At 68.9% G+C, this 23627-nt stretch carries 24 protein-coding genes; 10 read left to right on the top strand and 14 right to left on the bottom strand.

Features of this window, described 5'->3' with window-relative positions; genetic code table 11:
- Both ACWD3I_RS42090 and ACWD3I_RS42085 read left to right on the top strand, forming a co-directional pair.
- A partial coding sequence (locus tag ACWD3I_RS42090) for a golvesin C-terminal-like domain-containing protein (RefSeq protein ID WP_451084330.1) occupies positions 1-2126 on the top strand: 2126 nt, incomplete at its 5' end.
- Between the two features lie 68 nt (positions 2127-2194).
- Entirely contained in the window at positions 2195-2443 is a 249-nt protein-coding gene (locus ACWD3I_RS42085) for a hypothetical protein (protein WP_365410142.1), read from the top strand.
- Positions 2444-3164: 721 nt separating this feature from the next.
- Here the strand turns inward: ACWD3I_RS42085 and ACWD3I_RS42080 are convergent.
- The 5 genes from ACWD3I_RS42080 to ACWD3I_RS42060 form a co-directional block, all read right to left on the bottom strand.
- Positions 3165-3602, bottom strand: a complete 438-nt coding sequence (locus tag ACWD3I_RS42080; protein ID WP_365410145.1) for a hypothetical protein — start codon at positions 3600-3602, stop codon at positions 3165-3167.
- 46 nt (positions 3603-3648) lie between these two features.
- Positions 3649-4044 carry a hypothetical protein gene (locus ACWD3I_RS42075; protein WP_365410148.1) on the bottom strand — a complete coding sequence of 132 codons (396 nt, stop codon included), beginning with the start codon at positions 4042-4044 and terminating at the stop codon, positions 3649-3651.
- Positions 4045-4091: 47 nt separating this feature from the next.
- A complete protein-coding gene (locus tag ACWD3I_RS42070; RefSeq protein WP_365410151.1) occupies positions 4092-4709 on the bottom strand; it encodes a hypothetical protein in 618 nt (205 codons plus the stop codon).
- A 135-nt stretch (positions 4710-4844) separates the two neighbouring features.
- Positions 4845-5216 carry a transposase gene (locus tag ACWD3I_RS42065; protein WP_365410154.1) on the bottom strand — a complete coding sequence of 124 codons (372 nt, stop codon included), beginning with the start codon at positions 5214-5216 and terminating at the stop codon, positions 4845-4847.
- A gap of 115 nt (positions 5217-5331) precedes the next feature.
- On the bottom strand, positions 5332-7623 hold the full coding sequence (locus ACWD3I_RS42060) for a transglycosylase domain-containing protein (protein ID WP_365410157.1): 2292 nt from the start codon (positions 7621-7623) through the stop codon (positions 5332-5334).
- A gap of 493 nt (positions 7624-8116) precedes the next feature.
- Here ACWD3I_RS42060 and wblA point away from each other — a divergent pair, with 493 nt between their 5' ends.
- Positions 8117-8455 carry a transcriptional regulator WblA gene (gene wblA, locus ACWD3I_RS42055; RefSeq protein WP_037735517.1) on the top strand — a complete coding sequence of 113 codons (339 nt, stop codon included), beginning with the start codon at positions 8117-8119 and terminating at the stop codon, positions 8453-8455.
- A gap of 31 nt (positions 8456-8486) precedes the next feature.
- Here the strand turns inward: wblA and ACWD3I_RS42050 are convergent, their stop codons facing one another.
- Positions 8487-9803, bottom strand: coding sequence for an ArsA family ATPase (locus ACWD3I_RS42050; RefSeq protein WP_365410161.1), 1317 nt, complete (start codon positions 9801-9803; stop codon positions 8487-8489).
- A complete protein-coding gene (locus ACWD3I_RS42045) occupies positions 9800-10777 on the bottom strand; it encodes an ArsA family ATPase (RefSeq protein WP_365410164.1) in 978 nt (325 codons plus the stop codon). Before ACWD3I_RS42045 ends, ACWD3I_RS42050 begins: the two co-directional genes overlap by 4 nt.
- 95 nt (positions 10778-10872) lie before the next feature.
- Between ACWD3I_RS42045 and ACWD3I_RS42040 the strand changes: the two genes are divergently transcribed.
- From ACWD3I_RS42040 to ACWD3I_RS42025, 4 genes are read left to right on the top strand one after another with little or no spacing between them, the layout of a single operon-like run.
- Positions 10873-11031: a DUF4177 domain-containing protein gene (locus ACWD3I_RS42040; protein ID WP_019063748.1), complete on the top strand. Its 159-nt coding sequence runs from the start codon at positions 10873-10875 to the stop codon at positions 11029-11031.
- Positions 11028-11495, top strand: coding sequence for a RidA family protein (locus ACWD3I_RS42035; RefSeq protein WP_365410167.1), 468 nt, complete (start codon positions 11028-11030; stop codon positions 11493-11495). The genes ACWD3I_RS42040 and ACWD3I_RS42035 overlap by 4 nt, the downstream gene beginning before the upstream one ends.
- 54 nt (positions 11496-11549) lie before the next feature.
- A complete protein-coding gene (locus ACWD3I_RS42030; RefSeq protein WP_365410170.1) occupies positions 11550-12419 on the top strand; it encodes an NUDIX hydrolase in 870 nt (289 codons plus the stop codon).
- Positions 12416-13246 (top strand): MBL fold metallo-hydrolase, encoded by an 831-nt coding sequence (locus ACWD3I_RS42025; protein WP_365410173.1) that lies wholly within the window; start codon positions 12416-12418, stop codon positions 13244-13246. Before ACWD3I_RS42030 ends, ACWD3I_RS42025 begins: the two co-directional genes overlap by 4 nt.
- A 36-nt stretch (positions 13247-13282) precedes the next feature.
- On the opposite strand, the gene ACWD3I_RS42020 is transcribed toward ACWD3I_RS42025, so the two are convergent.
- Both ACWD3I_RS42020 and ACWD3I_RS42015 read right to left on the bottom strand, forming a co-directional pair.
- Positions 13283-14104, bottom strand: a complete 822-nt coding sequence (locus ACWD3I_RS42020; RefSeq protein WP_365410176.1) for a nucleotidyltransferase domain-containing protein — start codon at positions 14102-14104, stop codon at positions 13283-13285.
- A gap of 158 nt (positions 14105-14262) precedes the next feature.
- Complete coding sequence (locus ACWD3I_RS42015; protein WP_266824125.1) at positions 14263-14937, bottom strand: Crp/Fnr family transcriptional regulator; 675 nt, start codon at positions 14935-14937, stop codon at positions 14263-14265.
- A 276-nt stretch (positions 14938-15213) separates the two neighbouring features.
- On the opposite strand from ACWD3I_RS42015, the gene nth reads away from it, so the two are divergent.
- The 3 genes from nth (at position 15214) to ACWD3I_RS42000 (ending at position 18187) form a co-directional block, all read left to right on the top strand.
- Positions 15214-16158, top strand: a complete 945-nt coding sequence (gene nth, locus ACWD3I_RS42010; RefSeq protein ID WP_451084331.1) for an endonuclease III — start codon at positions 15214-15216, stop codon at positions 16156-16158.
- Between the two features lie 91 nt (positions 16159-16249).
- The gene (locus ACWD3I_RS42005) at positions 16250-16939 is read left to right on the top strand and encodes an NUDIX hydrolase (protein WP_365410183.1); all 690 of its coding nucleotides are present in this window, start codon (positions 16250-16252) and stop codon (positions 16937-16939) included.
- 48 nt (positions 16940-16987) lie between these two features.
- Complete coding sequence (locus ACWD3I_RS42000; protein WP_365410185.1) at positions 16988-18187, top strand: MarP family serine protease; 1200 nt, start codon at positions 16988-16990, stop codon at positions 18185-18187.
- 13 nt (positions 18188-18200) lie between these two features.
- Here ACWD3I_RS42000 and ACWD3I_RS41995 read toward each other — a convergent pair whose 3' ends face one another.
- The 5 genes from ACWD3I_RS41995 to acs form a co-directional block, all read right to left on the bottom strand.
- Positions 18201-18383: a hypothetical protein gene (locus ACWD3I_RS41995; RefSeq protein WP_095046639.1), complete on the bottom strand. Its 183-nt coding sequence runs from the start codon at positions 18381-18383 to the stop codon at positions 18201-18203.
- A 127-nt stretch (positions 18384-18510) separates the two neighbouring features.
- A complete protein-coding gene (locus tag ACWD3I_RS41990) occupies positions 18511-19437 on the bottom strand; it encodes an alpha/beta fold hydrolase (RefSeq protein WP_365410188.1) in 927 nt (308 codons plus the stop codon).
- The gene (locus tag ACWD3I_RS41985) at positions 19434-19922 is read right to left on the bottom strand and encodes a phage holin family protein (protein ID WP_365410191.1); all 489 of its coding nucleotides are present in this window, start codon (positions 19920-19922) and stop codon (positions 19434-19436) included. The genes ACWD3I_RS41990 and ACWD3I_RS41985 overlap by 4 nt, the downstream gene beginning before the upstream one ends.
- A 76-nt stretch (positions 19923-19998) precedes the next feature.
- Entirely contained in the window at positions 19999-21435 is a 1437-nt protein-coding gene (nhaA, locus tag ACWD3I_RS41980) for a Na+/H+ antiporter NhaA (RefSeq protein ID WP_365410194.1), read from the bottom strand.
- A gap of 152 nt (positions 21436-21587) precedes the next feature.
- Positions 21588-23546, bottom strand: coding sequence for an acetate--CoA ligase (gene acs, locus ACWD3I_RS41975; RefSeq protein ID WP_365410197.1), 1959 nt, complete (start codon positions 23544-23546; stop codon positions 21588-21590).
- Positions 23547-23627: the final 81 nt, after the last annotated feature.

The following is a 23627-nucleotide window of genomic DNA, read 5'->3' as shown; positions in this document are numbered from 1 at the left end:
CGGCCAAGTACAACCGGGCCAAGGTCAAGCCGCCGGAGGATCTGTTCTGCGGCCCGTACAACTGGTGCGAGCCGTCCAAGATCGGCGACGGCGCGGCCAACGAGCCCGGCGCGGGGCCGTGCACCCGCGACGACTTCAAGTGCTGGTACCACCAGTCGGTGCAGTGGAAGACCGACTGCTCCTACTCCTGTGGCAACGAGTTCTTCCGCTTCACCTCGCCGGATTACGACGCCGAGCAGGCGGACGGCACCGCCTACCCGCCCAACTGCTCGCGTTCCGCGCTGCCTTCAGGGGCGATGATCATCGACGACCTGTCGGCGGGGACACCTTCCGTGCGGCCCGGTTGCGGCAACAGCGACTGGTCGAACCAGGGCACGTTCTCCCTCGACTTCGGTGACGGAGAGGCGGGGCTGGCCCCCGACGGTCAGTCGATCATCGGCACTTGGCCCGCGAAGGTGGACCTGCACCAGCTCGGCGCCGGCTTCGGCGGTCACTTCTACTTCGGTCACACCCGGCAGAACGACGCCAAGGGCCAGCGGCTGAAGATGACGGCCACCTGGAAGCTGAACCAGGCGGTCAACGGTGCGGCCAAGATCTGGGTGCACCTGCCCGACCACGGGGCGCAGACCAAGTACGCGGAGTACAAGGTGGCCACGAAGTACGGCACCAAGACCCGTGTGGTCTCCCAGCCCGGCACCGGCAACCGCTGGGTGTCCATCGGGGCCTTCATGTTCGACGCCGCACCGGTCGTGAATCTGTCCACGATCACCAGGGACGGCACCGGCGACGCGGACGTCGCTTTCGACGCGGTCGCCGTACAGCCGATCAGCGGCCGGTACGTCAAGGACACCGTCGAGGCGATCGCGTTCTTCGACGAGGACCAGAACGTCGACACCGACCCGGCGAGCACCATGTTCTTCGACACGCCGTTCAAGGACAGGCAGTCCCTCTACGACTGGGGGACCAAGACCTCCCAGGCCGTGCTCGACCTGCCCACGTGCATCGACAGCCCGTCCACGGGGTGTGTGAAGCCCGAGACCAAGGCCGCCATGGGCACCTGGAACACCTGGGTCAGGGAATCGGGCACTCACCCGACCGAGCATCCGGACGGCAAGAGCGTCCCCGCCTGGATGCACTACTCCAACCGCTACCAGGACCGTCCCGGCGGCACCAAGCCGTCGTACTTCGACACCAACGACAGCACCTACAAGATCAAGAGCAAGGCCACGGTGAGCTACATCACCGCCGACGACGGCACGGTGATCGAGGGCAGCGAGGAAGTCGACTACGACTCCCGAACCGCGGACACGCACCTTCCCGACTTCGTGACGGACACCTTCAAAGCCATCCAGCAGGACTACGGCATCGCGCCGCCCGATCTGAACTACTCGACCGTGGATCTCAACGAACACGACGGACGCACGGTCACCACGGACACCAACACGACGGGGATCATCCCGGGCCGCGCGTATGCGCCCGTCGGACACAGGCCTGAGATCACCAACACCAGCGGGTACGCCGCCTCCGGCGCCGACGGCAAGTGTGTCGCCGCCACCTACACCGCCGGCGGCTCCATCGGTTACCGGCCGATGCTGGGGATCTCCAAGGTGGACTCCGAGGTCGCGGCGTGGCGGGACCGGGCTTCGGCGTCGGGCACGGTGGTGCCCACGGCCGTGCGGTCTCTGATGGGCGAGATCTACAACGCCTTCTTCAAGACCGGTCTCACGGGATCGATCTTCACCCAGTCGCCCCCGATCTGGCAGGAGCTCAACTTCGTCTCCTGCTCCGACGGCAAGATCCGCAAGCGGTACAGCGAGAACTCCGGCAGCGCGATCCTGCGTTCCAGTTTCATGCCGAACCAGTACCTCTACCGCAATGGCGAGTCGATGAAGCTGGACGGGGAGATGGTCCTGTCGTCCGAGCCGGTCATCACCGGTGACTTCAAGTCCTTCAGCCGGGTCGCGGCCGTCAGCGGCAACGACACACCCTACGGATACTGCGACCAGCTCTCCGGGCACGGTGGCAATCCCTGGGGCATCGACCTCTCCGACGGACCGGGGGTGAACCGGGCGGGCAAGACCTGCTTCGACCTTTCGAGTGGGGATTCCGACTACAACGTGGGGTGATGCGAGACTGACCCGGGAGGGGGTGTTCCTCGCCCCCTCCCGGGTGCCCTGCCAAGGAGCGCAATGTCATGGTCCTGATATCGATCGCCTTCCTCGTCGTCTGGGTGGCGTTCTCGCTCCTCGGTTTCTGGAAGCTCGGCGACCCCAAACGCCAGGTCGTGTTCTCAGGCGCCTTGCTCGTCATCGCTGCCGGGATCACCCTCGGCGTGCTGCGCAGCCTTCCGCTCGGGGCGGCCGTCTTCGGTATCGGCGCCATCGCGGCGCTGGTGCGCATCTCGCGCGCCTGGCGGCACCTGCCTGTCAACCGTCCGCACTGACGCGGCGGTGACCCTCCTCGTTCCTTGAGGGCCGGGCGGAGGCAGCAGACCGAGGGCCTGGGCACGAGCCCCCAGAGCCACGCGCCCGACTACTTCGAGGCGGTCCATGAGGCGCTGCACTCTGCGCTGCACCGTGCGGTGGCCCATTCCCATGCGCCGCCCGATGGAGGCGTCATTGAGCCCCGTATAGAGGAAATTCAGAATTCTTCGGTCATCAACGTCGATGTACGGCGTTTCGGCACTCGCATCAGATTCCGGCGTAATGGTCAACGTAGCCCTCCCCCGCGTCGATTCTGCGCCGACTGCATGGCCAGTTTAGGAAGTGCCACTGACAACGGGCAGCTGAATAAAACTGGCCAAGCGTGTTTGTCAGCGAATTCTGGGAATCGCGGGTGCCGCGATCGGTCTCACGGTCCTGGCCGGCAACACCGCCTGGGCCGAGACGGACTGCCACACCAGCGCGAAGAACTACTACGCGTCGATGGTGCCGTTCACCGCGTACGGAGAAAAGGTGAACGTCATCGACCAGGAGGCCGACGGACATTCCGCCGTCGCGATTCTCGACGTCCACAATGACGTCCGCGGCGGCACGTTCGAGAGCTACACCCTGTGGAACCCCAACGGCGCGAACACGGGCAAGCTCCACGACCTCGACATCGTCGAGGGCACGGAGAAGGGGCCCGGCACTGCCGGGCCCCTTCTCCGTGTCAGCGACGAATGGTCATCCGCAGTGGACGTTCTTGAGGCTCCTGCCGGCCCACAGGCCCCCGATGTCCTCGCCCCCGCCGACGTCGATGCAGTGCCCGTTGGTCGACGTCACCGAGACCGGTCCCGCGTAGTACTTGTACGCACCGTAGTCGAGCTTGGTGTTGCTGCTGCCGGATATGCTGATGCCGACTTCCATGTAGTGGACATCGCCGTAGTACTTCTTCGCCAGCAGCACGGCACAGTTGGTCCCGCCGTTCGCCGAGGAGTAGTACAGGCGCAGCTGCGCCCACACCTCGCCCGTCGCGGGTGAGTTGTACGTGTCGATGAGGCTCCCCGGACAGCCGTACTCGGCGGCCGCCTCGGTGGCGGCGAAGGCGCCGGGGGCGGTCGCCATGCTGAGGCCGGTGACCGACAGGGCGAGGGCGGCCGAGGTCGCGAGAATTCTGCGCATGGTGAATCACACTTCCGTTCTCGTGTGAGGGTGGGAGCGACGGGGGTCAGGCCACGCCGTGGCAGTTCGAGACGACGTTGGAACCGAAGTCGATGCCACCCGTGGCGGTGCCGCTCCAGTCACCGATCCAGGCATTGATGACGACGCTGGTTCCCTCGGCGATGTCGAGGTTGACGTCGCGGACGCCGGAGTCCGCGCCGTTTCTGTTCCAGTAGAAGTAGTGGCCGTCGCCGTAGATCTCGATTCCGCCGATGGCGGAGTGGCCGTCGGCGAAGATGTCGTCGATCAGGAGATGTTCGCCGGACGCCTGGAACGAGGCCTTGGCGCCGCCGTTGTCGGAGTAGTCGGTGCAGTTCGTCTGGGCCTCGGCGGTCGCCGTCATGCCGATGGTGAGCGCCGCCATGATCGGAAGTACGGCCGCGGCGCGTGCGATCTTGCGCATGGGATTACTCCTTCGTGTTCTCGTGGTGGATCCGTCGGTTTCTGGTTTCAGTCCTGGTGGCAGGAGGCCGAGATCACGAGCCGCGGCCTCAGGTTTGCCGAGAAGGGGGTGCCGGCCGAGGGGGTCTGCTCGCAGACCTCGTAGGACCAACTACGCTCTTTGGAGACGGCTTTGCCGGACACGTCCACGCGTATGTGCGGCGGTGCGTAGCCCGCCAGGACGAGCTGGTCGGTGGCCTTGCGGAGCTGGGTGCGCACGACGTCGGGCGTCGCGTCGGCTTTCGCTTCGGCGCCGATCTTCTGGGGGCATGTCTCGGAATTCCGGACCGCGAAGAGGATCACCGCGCTGAGGTTCGGTTTCTCTTTCTCGAAGCAGACCTGGAATTTCTTCGCGTAAGCCGGACTCACATACCTGCCCAGGCCTGTCGCATCGCGGAGCGAGAACCCCTTGCGCCGGTCTGCCGTTTCTCTCATGGCGATGTCGAGCGGGCCCTTGGCAGGGCGGGTGAGGGATTCGCTTTCAGCGTTCGCCGCGACCGGCTCCCCGCGTTCTTCGTCGGCTGTGCCCGAGCCGCATGCGGTGGCGCCGGCCAGAATCGCCAGAGCGGCTGCCGTGCCTGCCAAGAAGGCAGCTATTCGCCTCTCGGAGATGTTCGGCGATCCCATGAATCACTCCTCCCCTCATGCGCGTGATGGTCAGAGGATCATCAAGGCAATTGGGGGGTCAAGGGATTTGGTGGTGCCCGAGTTGGGGGGTTGCTGAGTAATTCTGTGTCTTCGTGTCCGTCTCGCGTGGCGGCTTTATGCGGGCCGAACAGGGTCCTGTCCGGCCCGCGATGCCGCCGCGTTCACGATCGCGGTGGCCCAGTCGGTGTCACCCGCTCCCGCGAGCCCGCCACGCACCGCGGTCCGGTGCAGCCGTCGCCACACCCCGGCCTCCGTCCAGGCGGTGAACCGGCGATGCGCGGTCGCCGTCGAGACCCCGAGCCAGGGCGGCAGCAGCCGCCAGGCGCATCCGCTGGTCAGCACGTACACCACCGCGGTGAACACCGCGCGCTCGTCGACGGGGGCCGTGCCTCCGCCCTGTCTGCGGGGTGCGAACACCGGCAGCAACGGCTCCGTCAGGGCCCACAACTCGTCGGAAACCAGGCGTCGGGAGAGATCGCCAGCCATGCGCACCATCGTCGTCGGCGCCACATGAGACAGCGAGGGGCCGACCCAAGTTGACGCAATCACGCCAGCCTTGAGTCGGCCCCGGTGTCCTGAGCGGCCTGCTCGGCCGGACCCTTTACCCGCGTCCGCCGCCGTTCCCGTTGTTGCCCTGGAACAGGTCCTCCGGGATGGAGAAGGTCGGCGTCGGGAAGGTCCCGCCGTCGGTGCCGCCGTTGTCCGAGCCGCTGCTGTCGTCGCCGTTGTCGCCGTCGCCGTTGCCGTTGCCGTTGCCGTTGCCGTTGCCGTTCCCATTCCCGTTTCCGTCGCCGTCCCCGTCACCACGGCCGGGATTGTCCTCGGGGATGTCGACGAAGTTGAACTGCGGGGCGTCCTTGCCGGCGAGGGCGCCGGTCATGGCGTCCTTCCAGATCGGGCCCGGGACCTTGCCGCCGTAGACGAGGTCGTTGTACACGCCGCCGATCGTGATGTTCTTCATCTCGACCTTCTGGGAGGCGCTGCCGACCCAGACCGCGCCCGACAGGTTCGGCGTGTAGCCGACGAACCAGGCGTTCTTGCGGGAGTCCGTCGTACCCGTCTTACCGGCGTTGTCACGGTCGGAGAGGCCCGCCGTCTGGCCGGTACCGGAATCGACCACGCCCTTGAGGAGCTGGTTGACGGTGTCCGCGGTCGTCTCGGACATGGCCCGCGAGCAGGTCGACTTGGGCACCTCGAGGGACTGCTTCTTCTGGCCGACCTTCTGGGTGATCGACTCGATGGCGACCGGCGTGCAGTACATGCCCCGGGCGGCGAAGGCGGCGTACGCCGTCGCCATCGTCAGCGGGGAGATGCCCTTGGAACCCAGCGCGATCGCGGGCACCTCGGGCAGCTTGTCGCCGTTGCCCTGCACGACCTGGAGCTTGTTGGTCATGTTGACCACGGGGCACAGACCGATGTCGGAGATCATCTGCACGAAGTAGGTGTTGACCGACAGCTCCATCGCCTTGCGCAGGCGGTAGGGGCCCTTCTCCGACTCCGACTCGTTCTCCAGCTTCTCGCCGTTCAGGTTGACCCACGGCTTGCTGTCACAGGTCTGGACGGGGCTCGGGTACTCCATCTGGTACGGCGACGAGTACTCCTGGTTGGCCGGCCGGCCCTCCTCCAGCGCGGCCGCCGCGACGAACGGCTTGAACGTAGAACCGGTCGGGAAGCCGTAGTTGGAGCCGCCCATGCCGTAGCCGACCGAGTAGTTGATCACCGTCTCGTTCTGCTTGGCGTCGGTGCCGTACGGCTTCGACTGGCCCATCGCCACGATCTTGCCGGTGCCGGGCTCGACGAGGGTGGCCGCGGCGGCGACCTTGTCGCTCTTGTAGACGTGGTCCTTCAGCGACTCCTTGACGGAATCCTGGGCCTGCGGGTCGAGCGTCGTACGGATGGTCAGGCCGCCCTGGTTCCAGATCTTGGCCCGGGCCTCCTTGGTCTTGCCGAAGACCGGGTCGGTCAGGAAGACGTTGCGCACGTAGTCACAGAAGAAGCCGGCGTTGTCGACCGCGGTGATGCAGCCGTTCCTCGGCTTGCTGACCTTCAGACCCAGCTTCTCGCCCTGCGCCTTCTCGGCCTCCGCCCGCGAGACGTCACCGACCTCGGCCATGCGCTGCAGCACGATGTTGCGCCGCTTGGTGGCCTCGGCCTCGTCGTTGACCGGGTCGTAGCGGCTCGGCGACTGGACGATGCCGGCGAGCAGCGCGGACTGGGCGAGGGTGAGGTCCTTGGCGGACCTGGAGAAGTAGCGCTGGGCGGCGGCCTCGACACCGTAGGCCTGCTGGCCGAAGAACGTGATGTTCAGGTAGTTCTCGAGGATCTTCTTCTTGCCCAGCTCCTCCTCGACCTGGATCGCGTACTTCAGTTCGCGGATCTTGCGGCCGAGGGTCTGCTGGGTGGCCTGGGCGACCTTCGTCGGGTCGTCGCCGGCCTCCTCCACGAAGACGTTCTTCACGTACTGCTGGGTGAGCGTGGACGCGCCCTCGGCCACTCCGCTGCTCTGCACGTTCTTGTTGAGCGCGCGCAGCACGCCCTTCAGGTCCACCGCGCCGTGCTGGTAGAAGCGCGAGTCCTCGATCGCGACGATCGCCTTCTGCATGTACGGCGAGACGTCATTGAGCTCGACGACCGTGCGGTCGCGCGAGTAGACCGTGGCGATCTGGCCGCCCTTGGCGTCGAGGATCGTGGTCCGCTGGCTCAGCGGCGGCGTCTTCAGATTGGCCGGGAGCTCGTCGAAACTGTCGACCGACCCCTTGGCCGCGAGTCCGAGTGCACCGAAGGCGGGCAGCGCGATGCCCGCCAGCACCGCACCAGAGAGCACGCTGATACCGAGGAACTTGGCGGCCTGCTGGGTGGCGGACAGACCGCCACCGGAGCGCTTCTTCGACATGGGGGCAGCCTAATCCGTACTCATGAGCGTTCGGAGGGAGCGCTTGCTCCTCGGGATGTTCGGCAGGCTTTTCGCGCGCATGGCAAAGAGAGCGCCTACCTTCTCATTCGCCGGACATGCGCGCAGGCCTTGGCCTAAGCTGCTCTCAACTGTCACAGCAGTGCGGCCACGTATCAATACGTCCGGCGACCCCGAATCGTTCCGGAGGTTCCCCAACTTTTTGATGGGGACGTGTCCGAATCCGCCTTGTGTGTCACCGGGTGCCCGTTGTGACTCAACTGAACTGTCCCGCTTTGTCGGGATGGTCACGCATGTCGCCAGCTCACTCCCCCGGGTGATCTGCCGCTTACGCATAGTCCGTTCGGGCCATTCAAGATTGGGCCCGAAGGGGGTGTTGCGCTGTGCCCACCTTCCGTAACGTCCTCAACTGGCGGCGGTGAATATGCCGCTGCCGCCGTGGGGGAGCCTCGATTCGGGAGAGGACGGCGCCGGTATGGGCTGGGTAACCGACTGGAGTGCGCAGGCGGCCTGCCGCACTACCGATCCAGATGAGCTGTTCGTTCAAGGAGCAGCGCAGAACAGGGCCAAGGCGGTGTGCACCGGATGCCCGGTACGCACGGAGTGCCTGGCCGACGCGCTCGACAACCGCGTCGAGTTCGGCGTGTGGGGAGGCATGACGGAGCGGGAACGCCGTGCGCTGCTGCGCAGGCGGCCCACCGTGACCTCCTGGCGCCGGCTCTTGGAGACCGCGCGTACGGAGTACGAGCGAGGGGTCGGCATTCTGCCCCTCGACGACGATGAGGTGTACGAGAACTACGCGGCGGTGAGCTGAGGACGGGACCCTGGGGGTCCGTCCGCGCGGCTCAGCCGTCCGCGGTCTCGGGCAGCTCCGGCCGACCGGCCGCGAGCCGTGTTCCGATGTCTCGCAGCCCCGCGAGGTCGTGTACGTCGCCGGGCAGCGCGGCCACCTCTGCCACCGCCACTTCGGGGTGGAGCGCGGTGAAGCGGTCACGCGTGCGCTGCTCGCGGGAGAGCAGCCGCATACGCTCGGCATGCAGTCTCAACAGGCCTGCGGTGAGTTGTTCGACGGTCCGGTCCGCGGCAGGGGAGCCTTCGGCGGACACCGGATCGGATGCGGGGGACTCTGAACTGCCGTCTGTGTCGGGAGAGTTACGAACTCCAGCTTTCCCGTCCTCCTGATCGACAATGCGGGACTCCTCAAGATTTTCCGCGGCGGCGAGTGCCCGCTCGGCCGACAACCGGGCGGCGCCGCTGCCGTGGACCCGGTTGAGCACCAGCCCCGCGAGCGGCATGTCCTCGGCGGCCAGCCGCTCCACGAAGTACGCGGCCTCCCGCAGCGCGTCCCGCTCCGGCGCCGCGACCACCAGGAACGCCGTGCCGGGCGCCTGGAGCAGCTTGTACGTGGCGTCCGCGCGCGTGCGGAACCCGCCGAACATCGAGTCCATGGCGGACACGAACGTCTGGACGTCCTTGAGGAGCTGACCGCCGAGGAGCTTGCCGAGGGTGCCCGTCATCATCGACATCCCGACGTTCAGGAACTTCATCCCCGCGCGCCCGCCGAGCTTGGCCGGTGCGGTGAGCAGCCGGATCAGCTTGCCGTCGAGGAAGGACCCGAGCCGCTTGGGCGCGTCCAGGAAGTCCAGCGCGGACCGGGACGGCGGGGTGTCCACGATGATGAGGTCCCACTCGTCGCGGGCCCGCAGCTGGCCCAGCTTCTCCATCGCCATGTACTCCTGCGTGCCCGCGAAGCCCGCCGAGAGCGACTGGTAGAAGGGGTTGCCGAGAATCGCGGACGCCCGCTCCGGGTCCGCGTGCGCCTCGACGATCTCGTCGAAGGTGCGCTTCATGTCGAGCATCATCGCGTGCAGCTCGCCGTCGCCCTCGACGCCCTTCACACGGCGTGGGGTGTTGTCGAGGGAGTCGATGCCCATGGACTGGGCGAGCCGGCGGGCCGGATCGATGGTCAGGACGACGACCTTCCGGCCGCGCTCGGCGGCCCTGAGACCCAGCGCAGCCGCGGTCGTGGTCTTGCCGACACCGCCCGAGCCGCAGCACACCACGATGCGCGTCGCCGGATCGTCGACCAGCGGATCCAGGTCGAGCATGCGCGCGGGGGAGAGGCGGTGGTGCCGGGCCTGCCCCTCGACGTCCGGACTCATGACATCCCCTGCTTCCGCAGTTCCGTGGCCAGCTCGTACAGACCCGCCAGGTCCATGCCCTCGGCGAGCAGCGGCAGTTCGTGCAGCGGCAGGCCCAGTTCGCCGAGGACCGCGCGCTGTTCGTGCTCCAGCGCGTACCGCTCGGCGTACTCCTCGGCCTGGGCCAGGAGCGGGTCCACCAGCCGCTCGGCATGCCCGCCGCGCCGCGCCCCGCCGAGCCCGGCGGCGGACAGCGACTGTGCGAAGGAGGAACGAGTGGTGCCCCGGACGAGTTCCAACTCGTCCGCGTCCAACACCTCCGGGCGCACCATGTTCACGATGATCCGCCCCACCGGCAGCTTCGCCGCCTGCAGTTCGGCGATCCCGTCCGCGGTCTCCTGGACGGGCATCTCCTCCAGCAGCGTCACCAGGTGCACGGCCGTCTCCGACGACTTCAGCACCCGCATCACCGCCTGGGCCTGGTTGTGTATCGGCCCTATCTTCGCGAGCCCGGCCACCTCGTCGTTGACGTTGAGGAAGCGGGTGATGCGTCCGGTGGGGGGTGCGTCCATCACGACGTAGTCGTAGGCGAACCGCCCGGACTTCTCCTTGCGCCGCACCGCCTCGCACGCCTTGCCGGTCAGCAGGACGTCCCTGAGACCGGGCGCGACGGTGGTGGCGAAGTCGATGGCGCCGAGCTTCTTCAGGGCGCGTCCGGCTCCACCGAGCTTGTAGAACATCTGGAGGTAGTCCAGAAGGGCCAGTTCGGGATCTATGGCGAGGGCGTACACCTCCCCGCCGCCCGGTGCGACCGCGATTTTTCTCTCCTCGTAGGGCAATGCCTCCGTCTCGAAGAGCTGTGCGATGCCCTGGCGGCCCTCGACCTCGACGAGAAGCGTGCGCTTCCCCTCGGTGGCCAGGGCGAGCGCGAGGGCCGCGGCCACCGTCGTCTTACCGGTGCCGCCCTTGCCACTGACGACCTGGAGCCTGCTCACGTCTTCGAGCGTAACCATTCGATGCGGGTACCAACCGGCAGGCTGTGGATAACGCGGGCGGAGCCTGTGTGTGGGCAGCGGCTAAAGTCGGCCGCATGACCAAGTGGGAATACTCGACTGTGCCGCTGCTCGTACACGCCACGAAGCAGATTCTGGACACCTGGGGCGAGGACGGCTGGGAGCTCGTCCAGGTCGTGCCCGGGCCGAACAACCCCGAGCAGCTGGTGGCCTACCTGAAGCGGGAGAAGGCGTGAGCGCGGTCGAGGCGAAGCTCGCCGAGCTCGGGCTGACGCTGCCGGAGGTCGTCCCGCCGCTGGCCGCGTACCAGCCGGCCGTGCAGTCGGGCGTGTACGTGTACACGTCGGGCCAGCTGCCGATGATCGAGGGCAAGCTCCCGGTCACCGGCAAGGTGGGCGCGGAGGTCACCCCGGAGGAGGCCAAGGACCTGGCCCGCACCTGCGTGCTGAACGCGCTGGCGGCCGTCAAGTCGGTCGCCGGTGATCTGGACCGCGTCAAGCGTGTGGTGAAGGTCGTCGGGTTCGTGGCGTCGGCGTCGGACTTCACCGGCCAGCCGGCTGTCATCAACGGCGCGAGCGAGCTGCTGGGCGCGGTTCTCGGCGACAAGGGCGTCCACGCGCGCAGTGCGGTCGGGGTGGCGGTGCTGCCGCTGGACGCACCGGTGGAGGTCGAGGTCCAGGTGGAGCTCACCGAGGCATAGCCGCACCTCCGGGCACCTCTCGAACATTCGCGCACCACGGGATAGCCTCCGCCCATGGCGAATGGGCAGTGGTTTCCGCAGGACTGGCCGGAACGTATCCGTGCGCTGGCCGACGGCACGCTCACCCCGGTCGTCCCCAAGCGCGCGGCCACGGTCATGCTCCTCAAGGACACCACCGCGGGCCCCGTCGTGCACATGCTGCGCAGACGCGCCTCCATGGCCTTCGCCGGAGGCGCGTACGCGTATCCGGGCGGCGGCGTCGACCCCCGCGACGACGACCACCAGATCCGCTGGGCGGGCCCCACGCGCGCGTGGTGGGCCGAGCGGCTCGGCGTCGACGAGGCGGAGGCCCAGGCGATCGTCTGCGCGGCCGTACGCGAGACGTACGAGGAGGCGGGCGTCCTGCTCGCCGGGCCGACCCCGGACTCGGTGGTCGGTGACACCACGGGCGAGGACTGGGAGGCGGACCGCGAGGCCCTGGTCGCGCGGGACGTGAGTTTCGCCGAGTTCCTGGAGCGCCGCGGTCTTGTGCTGCGCTCGGACCTGCTGGGCGCCTGGACCCGCTGGATCACCCCGGAGTTCGAACCCCGCCGCTACGACACCTGGTTCTTCGTCGCCGCCCTCCCCGAGGGCCAGCGCACCCGCAACGCCTCCACGGAGGCGGACCGCACGGTGTGGATCGGACCGGCCGAGGCGGCGGCGTCGTACGACAAGGGCGAACTGCTGATGATGCCGCCCACGATCGCGACCCTGCGCCAGCTGACGTCGTACGACACCGCGGGCGAGGCCCTCACGGCCGCCCCCGCCCGCGACCTGACCCCCGTCCTGGCCAAGGCCCGCCTGGACGACGACGAGATCGTCCTGTCCTGGCCGGGGCACGACGAGTTCACCAAGCACATCCCGACCGGTGGAGCCCCCGCATGACGTACGCCGCAGCACTTCCCGGCCGGCCGAGGGGCGGGGTGCTTTCGGGCCCCGCCACCCCGAGGGCCGTCAACGTCCTGGCGCCCAACGCGTCCGCGATGACCCTGGACGGCACGAACACCTGGATCCTCGCCGAGCCCGACTCCGAACTGGCCGTCGTGGTCGACCCCGGGCCGCTGCACGAGGGGCATCTGCGCAACGTCGTGGACACCGCCGAGAAGGCCGGCAAGCGCATCGCCCTGACCCTGCTGACGCACGGTCACCCGGACCATGCCGAGGGCGCCGTGCGGTTCGCCGAGCTGACGGGCACGAAGGTGCGGGCGCTGGACCCGGCGCTGCGGCTGGGCGACGAGGGGCTGGGCGCCGGGGACGTGGTCGGGGTCGGCGGTCTGGAGCTGAGGGTCGTACCGACGCCGGGGCACACCTCGGACTCGCTGTGCTTCCATCTCCCGGCCGATCGGGCGGTCCTGACGGGTGACACGATCCTGGGACGCGGTACGACGGTCGTGGCGCACCCTGACGGCCGCCTGGGCGACTATCTGGACTCCCTGAGGCGTCTGAGGTCCCTCACGGTCGACGACGGCGTCCACACCGTCCTCCCGGGCCATGGGCCCGTCCTGGAGGACGCGCAGGGGATGGTGGAGTTCTATCTCGCCCACCGTGCTCATCGGCTCGCCCAGGTGGAGACGGCCGTGGAGGACGGGTACGCGACGCCGGGCCAGGTCGTGGCGCACGTGTACGCGGACGTGGACCGGTCCCTGTGGCCGGCGGCGGAACTGTCGGTGCGGGCGCAGCTGGACTACCTGGAGGAGCACGGGCTGATCTAGCGCGGCGGGGCGCCTCCGCGTCACGCGCGCGTACGCCTAGTCCGGACGCGGCGCTTTCACCCCGTGCACGCGCGTGTACTCCTCCGCCAGCCACGGGCCGAGATCGTCGACGTACGACATGAGCGCGTCCCGGTCGCCGCGCGGCGCGTATCCGCGCACCGCCGCCGCCCGCATGTGCCCGGCGCGCTCCGGGTAGTACGCGCCGAACGCCTCCGCCATCTCCGTCAGATCGCTCGTCCAGCCGTTCCAGCGGGGCATGACGAGGGTGAAGCCGGTGCGGACGAGGTGGCGGGACATGAAGCGCACCAGGGGGCGCAGAGCCTCCTCGGAGCCGCCCGCGCGGGAGATCCGCTCGCGCCAGCGCGGCAGCAGCAGGGCGAGGTCGCCGTTGGTCTCGCGGGCGAGCCGTGAGTCGGGGCGGTAGCGCGGCAGGTACTCGGCGAGGTCGTCGCCGAGCAGCGGGGTGCACAGGCAGGCCACGAACCACCCCAGGTCGTACGTCTCCGCCTCGCTCAGCAGCCGCGCCCGGCTGTGGAGCAGCGTCCCGGCCCCGTCGATCTCCGGGAACTCCTTGTCCAGCGCCGTGTCGAGCGCCCGGGCCGCCTCGCGGTCCGCCTCCGTCGGTTCCTCGTGCAGGGCGACGAGCAGGTCGAGGTCGCTGCGGCCCACGCGCGCGGTGCCGCGCGGGACCGACCCGTAGAGGTACGCGCTGTGCAGTCGTGCCCCGAACACGTCCAGCAGCCGGTCCCGCGCCACGGCGACGACCGGACGGAAGGCGTGCGGCACGCGCGCGAGGGATCCTTCGCGCTCGAGGTAGCCCTGGACGTCGAGACCCTTGCGCAGAACGGTTTCGGCCATGGGTTCACTGTGCCGCGACAAGGGGGCGGGAGCGGCGGATTTACGGCGCGGCCGAATGGGGGTCTGGGGGCGCAGCCTCCAGCACCCACGGCCGCACGAGCGAGGGCCCGCCTCTCAGCGAGACGGGCCCTTCGACGTCGTACGGCCGAGACCGGGCGTCAGCGGGAGCGCTTGGCGAGTCGCTCCACGTCCAGCAGGATCACCGCGCGGGCCTCCAGGCGGAGCCAGCCGCGCTGGGCGAAGTCGGCGAGGGCCTTGTTGACCGTCTCACGGGAGGCGCCGACCAGCTGGGCGAGCTCTTCCTGCGTGAGGTCGTGGACGACGTGGATGCCCTCCTCGGACTGCACGCCGAAGCGGCGCGAGAGGTCCAGCAGCGCGCGGGCGACGCGGCCGGGGACGTCCGAGAAGACCAGGTCGGACATCTGGTCGTTGGTCTTGCGCAGCCGACGGGCGACGGCGCGCAGCAGTGCGGTGGCCACCTCGGGGCGGACGTTCAGCCAGGGCTGGAGGTCGCCGTGGCCGAGGCCGAGCAGCTTGACCTCGGTCAGCGCGGTGGCGGTCGCCGTGCGCGGGCCCGGGTCGAAGAGCGACAGCTCGCCGATCAGCTCGCCGGGGCCGACGACGGCGAGCATGTTCTCGCGGCCGTCGGGGGAGGTGCGGTGGAGTTTGACCTTGCCCTCGGTGACGACGTAGAGCCGGTCGCCCGGGTCGCCCTCATGGAACAGGGAGTCGCCACGCGCGAGGGTCACCTCACTCATGGAGGCGCGGAGCTCCGCGGACTGCTCGTCATCGAGCGCCGCGAAGAGCGGGTTGCGCCGCAGAACGTCGTCCACGAGTTCTCTCCTTGTCGACCTGCTCAGGGGATCTTGCTCCCCCTTGGTACCAGGGGACCGTGTTCCCCATTTTGCCGGACGGTCCAAACAGTGTGATCTGTCACAAGGATGCCGCACAGGTGTCCCGAGGTAAGCGGCAGGGGTCCAATCGGGGGCCGATCTCCCGGGTCCGGGGCGATTGTCGGTGCCGGGCTTTAGGCTGGCCGGGTGTCCAAAACGCCGGTGAGAGCACAGGCCAAGGGGGCTGGGCGGGTGGCTGCACGTCGAGATTCCGCTGTGGGCGAACAGGACCCTGGTGGCGGAAAGAAAACGGCAAAAGTGACAAAGAAGGCTGCGGTGAAGAAGGCTCCGGCGGTGGTGAAGCAGGCGGCCGAGAAGAAGGTCCCCGTGAAGAAGGCCGTGGCGAGAAAGGCTCCGGCCAAGACCGTCGCCGTCAAGCCGGCGAAGGCCGAGTCGCCCGCCGCGCTGGTGCGCCGGGCCCGCCGGATCAACCGCGAACTGGCCGAGGTGTTTCCGTACGCCCACCCGGAGCTGGACTTCGAGAACCCCTTCCAACTCGTGGTCGCCACGGTGCTGTCCGCCCAGACGACCGACCTGAGGGTCAATCAGACGACTCCCGCGCTCTTCGCCAAGTACCCGACCCCCGAGGACCTGGCCGCCGCCAACCCCGAGGAGGTCGAGGAGATCCTCCGTCCGACCGGCTTCTTCCGGGCCAAGACCAAGTCGGTCATAGGGCTGTCGAAGGTGCTGACGGAGCAGTTCGGCGGTGAGGTCCCGGGCCGCCTCGAGGACCTCGTCAAGCTGCCCGGCGTAGGCCGCAAGACGGCGTTCGTCGTCCTGGGCAACGCCTTCGGGCGGCCCGGCATCACCGTGGACACGCACTTCCAGCGGTTGGTGCGGCGCTGGCAGTGGACCGCCGAGACCGACCCCGACAAGATCGAGGCCGCGATCGGCGCGCTGTTCCCCAAGAGCGACTGGACGGACCTCTCGCACCACGTCATCTGGCACGGCCGCCGCATCTGCCACGCCCGCAAGCCCGCGTGCGGCGCCTGCCCCATCGCCCCGCTCTGCCCGGCGTTCGGCGAGGGCGAGACGGACCCGGAGAAGGCGAGGAAGCTCCTCAAGTACGAGAAGGGCGGCTTCCCGGGGCAGCGGCTCAACCCTCCGCAGGCCTACCTGGACGCGGGCGGGAAGGCGGCGCCGCCGCTGGGGGCCGGATGAGGGGCGGCACCAGGGGCACGGGCCGGCCGGCGCGGCTTCAGGAACGATCTCGGGTCGGCCGGGCGTTGGACTCGCAAGGACGGGGGTGGCGATGACGCGCGCGAGCAATGCACAGGGCGTGGCGCTCAGCAAGGAGGGTCTGCCGCAGTGGCTGGACCCGGTGGTGCAGGCGGTGGAGACGGTCGAGCCGGTGCAGCTGAGCCGGTTTTTGCCGCCGGCGAACGGGGCGGGGCGGCAGTCGGCCGTGCTGATCCTGTTCGGCGAGGGGGAGCGCGGACCCGAGCTGCTGCTCATGGAGCGGGCCAGCTCGCTGCGGTCCCATGCCGGGCAGCCCTCCTTCCCCGGCGGTGCCCTCGACCCCGAGGACGGCGACCCGAAGGCCGACGGGCCGCTCAGGGCCGCCCTGCGTGAGGCCGAGGAGGAGACCGGGCTCGACCCGGCGGGCGTGCAGCTCTTCGGCGTGCTGCCCAAGCTCTACATCCCGGTCAGCGGCTTCGTCGTGACCTCGGTGCTGGGCTGGTGGCGCGAGCCGACCCCGGTCGGAGTCGTGGATCCGAACGAGACGGCGAGAGTCTTCACCGTTCCCGTGGCGGATCTCACGAATCCCGACAACCGGGCCACAACCGTCCACCCCAGCGGCCACCGAGGCCCGGCATTCCTGGTCGAATCGGCCCTGGTCTGGGGCTTCACGGCCGGAATCATCGACCGCCTGCTGCACTTCTCGGGATGGGAGCACCCCTGGGACCGGGAGAAGCAGGTCCCGCTCGACTGGCGGTCATGACAGGGTGTCTGCCGTGTTGTGTCGTGTGATGAGGCGAGGCCTGAACCGGTGAACGTGCTGGACATCCTGTTGCTGGTCGCCGCCGTGTGGTTCGCGATCGTCGGCTACCGCCAGGGCTTCGTCGTCGGCATCCTGTCGGTGATCGGCTTCATGGGCGGTGGTCTTGTCGCCGTCTACGTGCTGCCCGTCGTCTGGGACGCCCTCACCGACAACTCGGAGGTCAGCACGACCGCCGCCGTCGTCGCGGTCGTCGTCGTCATCGTCTGCGCCTCCGTCGGCCAGGCCCTGACCACCCACCTCGGCAACAAGCTCCGCCGGTACATCACCTGGTCCCCGGCCCGCGCCCTGGACGCCACCGGCGGCGCTCTCGTCAACGTCGTCGCGATGCTCCTCGTGGCGTGGCTGATCGGCTCCGCCCTCGCCGGCACCACCCTGCCGACCCTGGGCAAGGAGGTCCGTAACTCCAAGGTCCTCCTCGGCGTCGCGCGGGCCCTGCCCGACCAGGCCAACACCTGGTTCGCGGACTTCTCCTCGGTCCTCGCGCAGAACGGCTTCCCGCAGGTCTTCAGCCCGTTCTCCAACGAGCCGATCAACGAGGTCCAGCCGCCCGACCCGGCGCTCGCCAACAGCCCGGTCGCCACCCGCGCCAAGCAGTCCATCGTCAAGGTCATGGGTACCGCCCAGAGTTGCGGCAAGGTCCTCGAAGGCACCGGCTTCGTCTTCGGCGAGCGCCGCGTCATGACCAACGCGCATGTCGTGGGCGGCGTCGACGAACCCACCGTCCAGATCGGCGGCGAGGGCAGGAAGTACGACGCGACGGTCGTCCTGTACGACTGGGAGCGCGACATCGCCGTGCTCGACGTACCGGATCTCAAGGCGCCCGCCCTCAAGTTCACGTCGACGGACGCCAAGAGCGGCGACGACGCGATCATCGCGGGCTTCCCGGAGAACGGCGCGTACGACGTCCGGGCCGCGCGCGTGCGCGGACGCATCCCGGCCAACGGACCGGACATCTACCACCGCGGCACCGTGCACCGCGATGTGTACTCCCTCTACGCGACCGTCCGCCAGGGCAACTCCGGCGGCCCGCTGCTCACCGCCGAAGGCGAGGTGTACGGCGTGGTGTTCGCGAAGTCCCTGGACAACGCCGAGACCGGATACGCGCTGACCGCGGACGAGATCCAGGAGGACATCGCCAAGGGGCGCACCGCGAACCAGCAGGTGGACAGCGACAGCTGCGCGTTGTGAGGTGTGGGGTGCGTCAGCCTCGAGGGTGACGCAGCCGTACCGAGACCCAGCGGGCCCGGCGGCGCAGGATGTGCGGAATGCCCACCCGGAGGTCCGTGCCCTGCATCTGCGGGGCCCCTCCTCGCTGGTGGGGGCTCAGACCATGGCCCGAGCGGCGATTGCGTGCTGCGTCACTGTAGTCGTGCGTCCAGCCCATACCCCGACGTGTGCCCCTGCCCCAAGGTCGATAACCGCCCCCAGGGCCCCCAATTGGCCTATGCGCCGGGCAAGTGGCTGTTCGTCGGACAGGTGTTCAGATCCGGATACCGGGCGCGTCCACACGGTCACCGATCGGGCTCGGGATCCTTCAGCCAATTGATCAGTTCTGTCGAGAAGGCGACAGGGTCTTCCTCGTGCGGAAAATGCCCCAGTCCGTCGAACAGCCGCCAGCGGTACGGCGCTTCGACGTACTCGCCGGATCCGGCCGCGCTCCGCGTCCGCAGCACCGGGTCCAGCGAGCCGTGCAGATGCAGCGTCGGCACCCGCACCGGCCGCTTCATACGGCGGTTGAACTGGATGCCGTCGGGGCGGGCCAGGGAGCGCACCATCCAGCGGTACGGCTCGATCGAGCAGTGCGCCGTCGACGGGATGCACATCGCACGGCGGTACGTCTCCACCGCGTCGTCGTCCGGCAGGACCGGCCCCGACCAGTCCCGCATCAGCCGGGCGACCAGCGCGCCGTCGTCCGCGGTGAGTTGCCGCTCCGGGATCCAGGGGCGCTGAAACCCCCAGATGTAGGAACCGGCGCGCGTCTGCTTGACGTCCGAGAGCATCGCCGAGCGCCAGCGCCGCGGATGGGGCATCGAGGCCACCGCGAGCCGCCGTACGAGCTTCGGACGCATCGCGGCCGCCGTCCACGCCAGATAGCCGCCCAGGTCATGGCCGACCAGCGCGGCGTCCGGCTCGCCCAGGGAGCGGATCACGCCGGTGATGTCGAGGGCGAGGTTGGCCGGGTCGTAGCCGCGCGGGGTGCGGTCACTGCCGCCGACGCCCCTGAGGTCCATGGCGACGGCCCGGAACCCGGCGTCGGCGAGCGCGGGCAGCTGGTGCCGCCACGTCCACCAGAACTGCGGGAAGCCGTGCAGCAGCAGGACCAGCGGGCCGTCGCCCATCTCGGCGATATGGAAGCGGGCGCCGTTGGCGGCGACCTCGCGATGGGTCCAGGGGCCGTCCGGTCGTACTACTGAGGCAGGTGTGGCGGGGTCCGTCATGACGACGAGCGTGCCACAGCTTCGATGGCCTCCGGGACACGGTCCTGCGTCAGCTCCGGCCGCGGATGCGGCTTGGCCTTCTGCAGGACGCTCGCCGACTCCTTCATCGACGCGGCGGTCTTCTGCGCGCCGCCGCCCTTCTTCGCCTTCTTCGCGAAGACCACGCCGATCAGCGCCAGCAGGCCCGCGATGAGCACGTTCGCCGCGAAGGACAGCAGGAAGCAGACCGCCATGTTCCAGTCGCTCCAGGTACGGATGCCGTACGCCAGGGCGAAGTTCAGCATCGGCAGGGAGAACACCAGCACCCCGCCCGCCACCATGAACGCGCCGCCGCTCGTCGCGCCGCGCTTCACGTCCCGCTTGAGCTGCGCCTTGGCCAGCGCGATCTCGTCGTGCACCAGCGCGGACATCTCGGTCGTCGCCGAGGCGAACAACTGGCCGATGCTGCGTTCGGCGCCGACCGGGCTGCCGTCGGGTGCGCTCATCGCGTTCTCCCTGAATCTGCCGTGTGCCCGACTGGGAAGTCCTGGGCCGGAAAGTCTTTTGTACCGTCCCGTCAGATCATGCCCGACGGTCGTCCTCCTCGCCTGCCCCGCCCGCCACTTCGGCAAGCCCTGTTCGCTCGGCTGCCTTGAGTTCGGCGATCCTGCGGTGCTCGGCGGCCTTGCTCTCATGGATGGCGGCCATACGGAGGTGGTACGCCGGGTCGTCCTCCTCGTAGATGTCCGGGATGCCGTCGAGGTCGTCGTCGCGCTCCTCGGCCTCGACCATCCGGCGGTACTTGGCGTTCCGGATCTTCAGCAGCACGGTGGCGAGGGCCGCAGCGATGAGCGAGCCCGTCAGCACGGCCGCCTTGACCTCGCCCGTGAGCGCCGCGTCCCCGTCGAAGGCCAGCTCACCGATGAGCAGCGACACCGTGAAGCCGATGCCGGCCAGGGTGGCGACCGCGAAGACGTCCGCCCACTCCAGGTCGTCGCTGAGCGAGGCGCGGGTGAAGCGTGCCGTCAGCCAGGTCCCGCCGAAGATGCCGAGCGCCTTGCCGACGACGAGACCGAGGACCACGCCGAGCGTCTCGGGCTTGGTGAACACATCGCCGAGCGCGCCGCCGGACACGGAGACACCGGCGCTGAACAGGGCGAACAGCGGTACGGCCAACCCCGCCGAGAGTGGACGTACGAGATGCTCGATGTGCTCGCCGGGCGAGTGCTCCTCGCCCTCGCGAGCGGTGCAGCGCAGCATCAGGCCCATCGCGACGCCCGCGATGGTGGCGTGCACACCGCTGTTGTACATCAGGCCCCAGATGACGAGCGCGAGCGGCACGTACACGTACCAGCCGCGTACGCCCTTGCGCAGCAGCAGCCAGAAGACGACCAGACCGATCACCGCGCCGCCCAGGGCGGCGAAGTCGATGTCCGCGGTGAAGAACACCGCGATGATCAGGATCGCGAAGAGGTCGTCGACGACGGCGAGGGTGAGCAGGAAGGCGCGCAGCGAGCTGGGGAGGGAGGTGCCGATGACCGCGAGCACGGCGAGGGCGAAGGCGATGTCGGTCGCGGTCGGGACCGCCCAGCCGTCGAGCGAGCCGCCGCCGGTGAGGTTGGTCAGGACGTAGACGAGGGCTGGTACGGCCATGCCGCACAGGGCCGCGACGACCGGCAGCGCGGCCGCCTTGGGGTCCTTGAGGTCACCGGCGACCAGCTCGCGCTTGAGTTCGATGCCGGCGACGAAGAAGAAGATCGCGAGGAGTCCGTCGGCCGCCCAGTGCGCGATCGAGAGGTTCAGGCCGAGAGCCTCGGGGCCGAGGTGGAAGTGGCTGACGCTCTCGTAGCTGTCGTGCAGCGCCGGGACGTTCACCCAGATCAGCGCGGCGACCGCGGCGACGAGGAGCAGGACACCGCCGACGGTCTCGGTGCGCAGCGCGTCCGCCACGAAGGTCCGTTCCGGCAGGGAGAGCCGTCCGAGGACCTTGCGGGTGGGGGTGGTGCGGGGCGCGGCCATCGGTGGACCTCCGGTCGGTGGGTAGGGCGGAGCTGCTCGCCGACCAGACTTCCCGGCACACCTATGGGGTCACGCTTGTTTTCCTTAGTTTACCTAAAAGGGGCGCCCGGCGCGTTCTCGCGCCGGGCGCCCCTTCTGGCGGGCTCGGTGGCTCAGTCCTCGCTGGGCGCGGCCGGCAGCTTCGCCTGGATGAGGTCCATGACCGTGGAGTCGGTCAGGGTGGTGACGTCTCCCAGCTGACGGTTCTCGGCGACGTCCCGCAGCAGGCGGCGCATGATCTTGCCGGAGCGGGTCTTGGGCAGCTCGGCCACCGGGAGGACCCGCTTGGGCTTGGCGATCGGGCCGAGGGTGGCGCCGACGTGGTTGCGCAGGTCGTTGACGAGGTTCTCGTCCTCGGCGTTCGCCGTACCGCGCAGGATCACGAAGGCGACGATGGCCTGACCGGTGGTCTCGTCGGCGGCACCGACGACGGCGGCCTCGGCGACGGAGGGGTGCGAGACGAGCGCCGACTCGACCTCCGTCGTGGAGATGTTGTGCCCGGAGACGAGCATGACGTCGTCCACGCGCCCGAGGAGCCAGATGTCCCCGTCGTCGTCCTTCTTCGCCCCGTCACCGGCGAAGTACCTGCCCTCGAAGCGCGACCAGTACGTGTCGAGGAACCGCTGGTCGTCGCCCCAGATGGTGCGCAGCATGGAGGGCCACGGCTCGGTGAGGACGAGGTATCCGCCACCGCCGTTGGGAACTTCCTGAGCCTCGTCGTCGACGACGGTCGCGGCGATGCCGGGCAGCGGGGTCTGCGCGGAGCCCGGCTTGGTCTCGGTGACACCGGGCAGCGGCGAGATCATCATCGCGCCGGTCTCGGTCTGCCACCAGGTGTCGACGATCGGCGTCCGGTCGGCACCGATGTGCTTGCGGTACCAGATCCATGCCTCGGGGTTGATGGGCTCACCCACGGAACCGAGGACGCGCAACGACGACAGGTCGAACTTCGCGGGGATGTCGTCGCCCCACTTCATGAACGTACGGATGGCGGTGGGCGCCGTGTACAGGATGGTGACCCCGTACTTCTGGATGATCTCCCAGAACCGGCCCTGGTGCGGGGTGTCCGGCGTGCCCTCGTACATGACCTGGGTGGCGCCGTTGGCGAGCGGCCCGTAGACGATGTACGAGTGCCCGGTGACCCAGCCGACGTCGGCCGTGCACCAGTAGACGTCGGTCTCCGGCTTGAGGTCGAAGACGGCGTGGTGGGTGTACGCGGTCTGGGTGAGGTAGCCGCCGGAGGTGTGCAGGATGCCCTTCGGCTTACCCGTCGTACCCGACGTGTAGAGGATGAAGAGCGGCTGCTCGGCGCCGAAGGCCTCGGGGGCGTGCTCGGCGGACTGCCGGTCGACGATCTCGTGCCACCAGACGTCACGGCTGTCGTTCCAGGCGACGTCCTGGCCGGTACGGCGGACCACGAGCACGTGTTCGACATTGCCCGCCTTGTCGGCGGCCTCGTCGACGGCCGGCTTGAGCGCCGACGGCTTGCCGCGGCGGTAGCCACCGTCGGAGGTGATGACGACCTTGGCGTCGGCGTCCTGGATACGCGTGGCGAGCGCGTCCGCGGAGAAGCCGCCGAAGACGACGGAGTGCGCGGCGCCGATGCGGGCGCAGGCCAGCATCGCGACGGCCGTCTCCGGGATCATCGGCATGTAGACGGCGACCCGGTCGCCCTTCTGAACCCCCAGCTCCAGCAGGGCGTTCGCGGCCTTGGAGACCTCGTCCTTCAGCTCGGCGTAGGTGATCACGCGGCTGTCGCCGGGCTCGCCCTCGAAGTGGATGGCGACCCGGTCGCCGTTCCCCGCCTCGACATGCCGGTCGACGCAGTTGTACGCGACATTGAGCTCGCCGTCCTTGAACCACTTGGCGAACGGCGGGTTCGACCAGTCCAGCGTCTCCGTCGGCTCGGTGGCCCAGCTCAGTCGGCGGGCCTGCTCGGCCCAGAAACCGAGCCGGTCAGCCTTGGCCTGCTCGTACGCCTCCGCCGTGACATTGGCGTTCGCTGCCAGGTCTGCGGGCGGCGCGAACCTGCGCTCTTCCTTGAGCAGGTTGGCCAGGCTTTCGTTGCTCACGACATCTCCCTTGCGATGTTTTGCCGGGGCGGCCGTTGTGTCCCAGGCCACAGCTCATCAGACCGGAGGGTGCGCTGACAA

It is taken from the genome of Streptomyces sp. NPDC002817 (genome assembly GCF_053592055.1).
Note: the sequence above shows the minus strand (reverse complement) of the source record. Positions and strands in the feature narration are given on the sequence as shown.

What these genes read in the sequence shown, in the direction of transcription:
- ACWD3I_RS42085 (WP_365410142.1), top strand. Translation starts at nt 2,195, where the DNA reads ATGGTCCTGATATCGATCGCCTTCCTCGTCGTCTGGGTGGCGTTCTCG.
- ACWD3I_RS42080 (WP_365410145.1), bottom strand. Translation starts at nt 3,602, where the DNA reads ATGCGCAGAATTCTCGCGACCTCGGCCGCCCTCGCCCTGTCGGTCACC.
- ACWD3I_RS42075 (WP_365410148.1), bottom strand. Translation starts at nt 4,044, where the DNA reads ATGCGCAAGATCGCACGCGCCGCGGCCGTACTTCCGATCATGGCGGCG.
- ACWD3I_RS42070 (WP_365410151.1), bottom strand. Translation starts at nt 4,709, where the DNA reads ATGGGATCGCCGAACATCTCCGAGAGGCGAATAGCTGCCTTCTTGGCA.
- ACWD3I_RS42065 (WP_365410154.1), bottom strand. Translation starts at nt 5,216, where the DNA reads ATGGCTGGCGATCTCTCCCGACGCCTGGTTTCCGACGAGTTGTGGGCC.
- ACWD3I_RS42060 (WP_365410157.1), bottom strand. Translation starts at nt 7,623, where the DNA reads ATGTCGAAGAAGCGCTCCGGTGGCGGTCTGTCCGCCACCCAGCAGGCC.
- wblA (WP_037735517.1), top strand. Translation starts at nt 8,117, where the DNA reads ATGGGCTGGGTAACCGACTGGAGTGCGCAGGCGGCCTGCCGCACTACC.
- ACWD3I_RS42050 (WP_365410161.1), bottom strand. Translation starts at nt 9,803, where the DNA reads ATGAGTCCGGACGTCGAGGGGCAGGCCCGGCACCACCGCCTCTCCCCC.
- ACWD3I_RS42040 (WP_019063748.1), top strand. Translation starts at nt 10,873, where the DNA reads ATGACCAAGTGGGAATACTCGACTGTGCCGCTGCTCGTACACGCCACG.
- ACWD3I_RS42030 (WP_365410170.1), top strand. Translation starts at nt 11,550, where the DNA reads ATGGCGAATGGGCAGTGGTTTCCGCAGGACTGGCCGGAACGTATCCGT.
- ACWD3I_RS42025 (WP_365410173.1), top strand. Translation starts at nt 12,416, where the DNA reads ATGACGTACGCCGCAGCACTTCCCGGCCGGCCGAGGGGCGGGGTGCTT.
- ACWD3I_RS42020 (WP_365410176.1), bottom strand. Translation starts at nt 14,104, where the DNA reads ATGGCCGAAACCGTTCTGCGCAAGGGTCTCGACGTCCAGGGCTACCTC.
- ACWD3I_RS42005 (WP_365410183.1), top strand. Translation starts at nt 16,250, where the DNA reads ATGACGCGCGCGAGCAATGCACAGGGCGTGGCGCTCAGCAAGGAGGGT.
- ACWD3I_RS41995 (WP_095046639.1), bottom strand. Translation starts at nt 18,383, where the DNA reads ATGGGCTGGACGCACGACTACAGTGACGCAGCACGCAATCGCCGCTCG.
- ACWD3I_RS41990 (WP_365410188.1), bottom strand. Translation starts at nt 19,437, where the DNA reads ATGACGGACCCCGCCACACCTGCCTCAGTAGTACGACCGGACGGCCCC.
- ACWD3I_RS41985 (WP_365410191.1), bottom strand. Translation starts at nt 19,922, where the DNA reads ATGAGCGCACCCGACGGCAGCCCGGTCGGCGCCGAACGCAGCATCGGC.
- nhaA (WP_365410194.1), bottom strand. Translation starts at nt 21,435, where the DNA reads ATGGCCGCGCCCCGCACCACCCCCACCCGCAAGGTCCTCGGACGGCTC.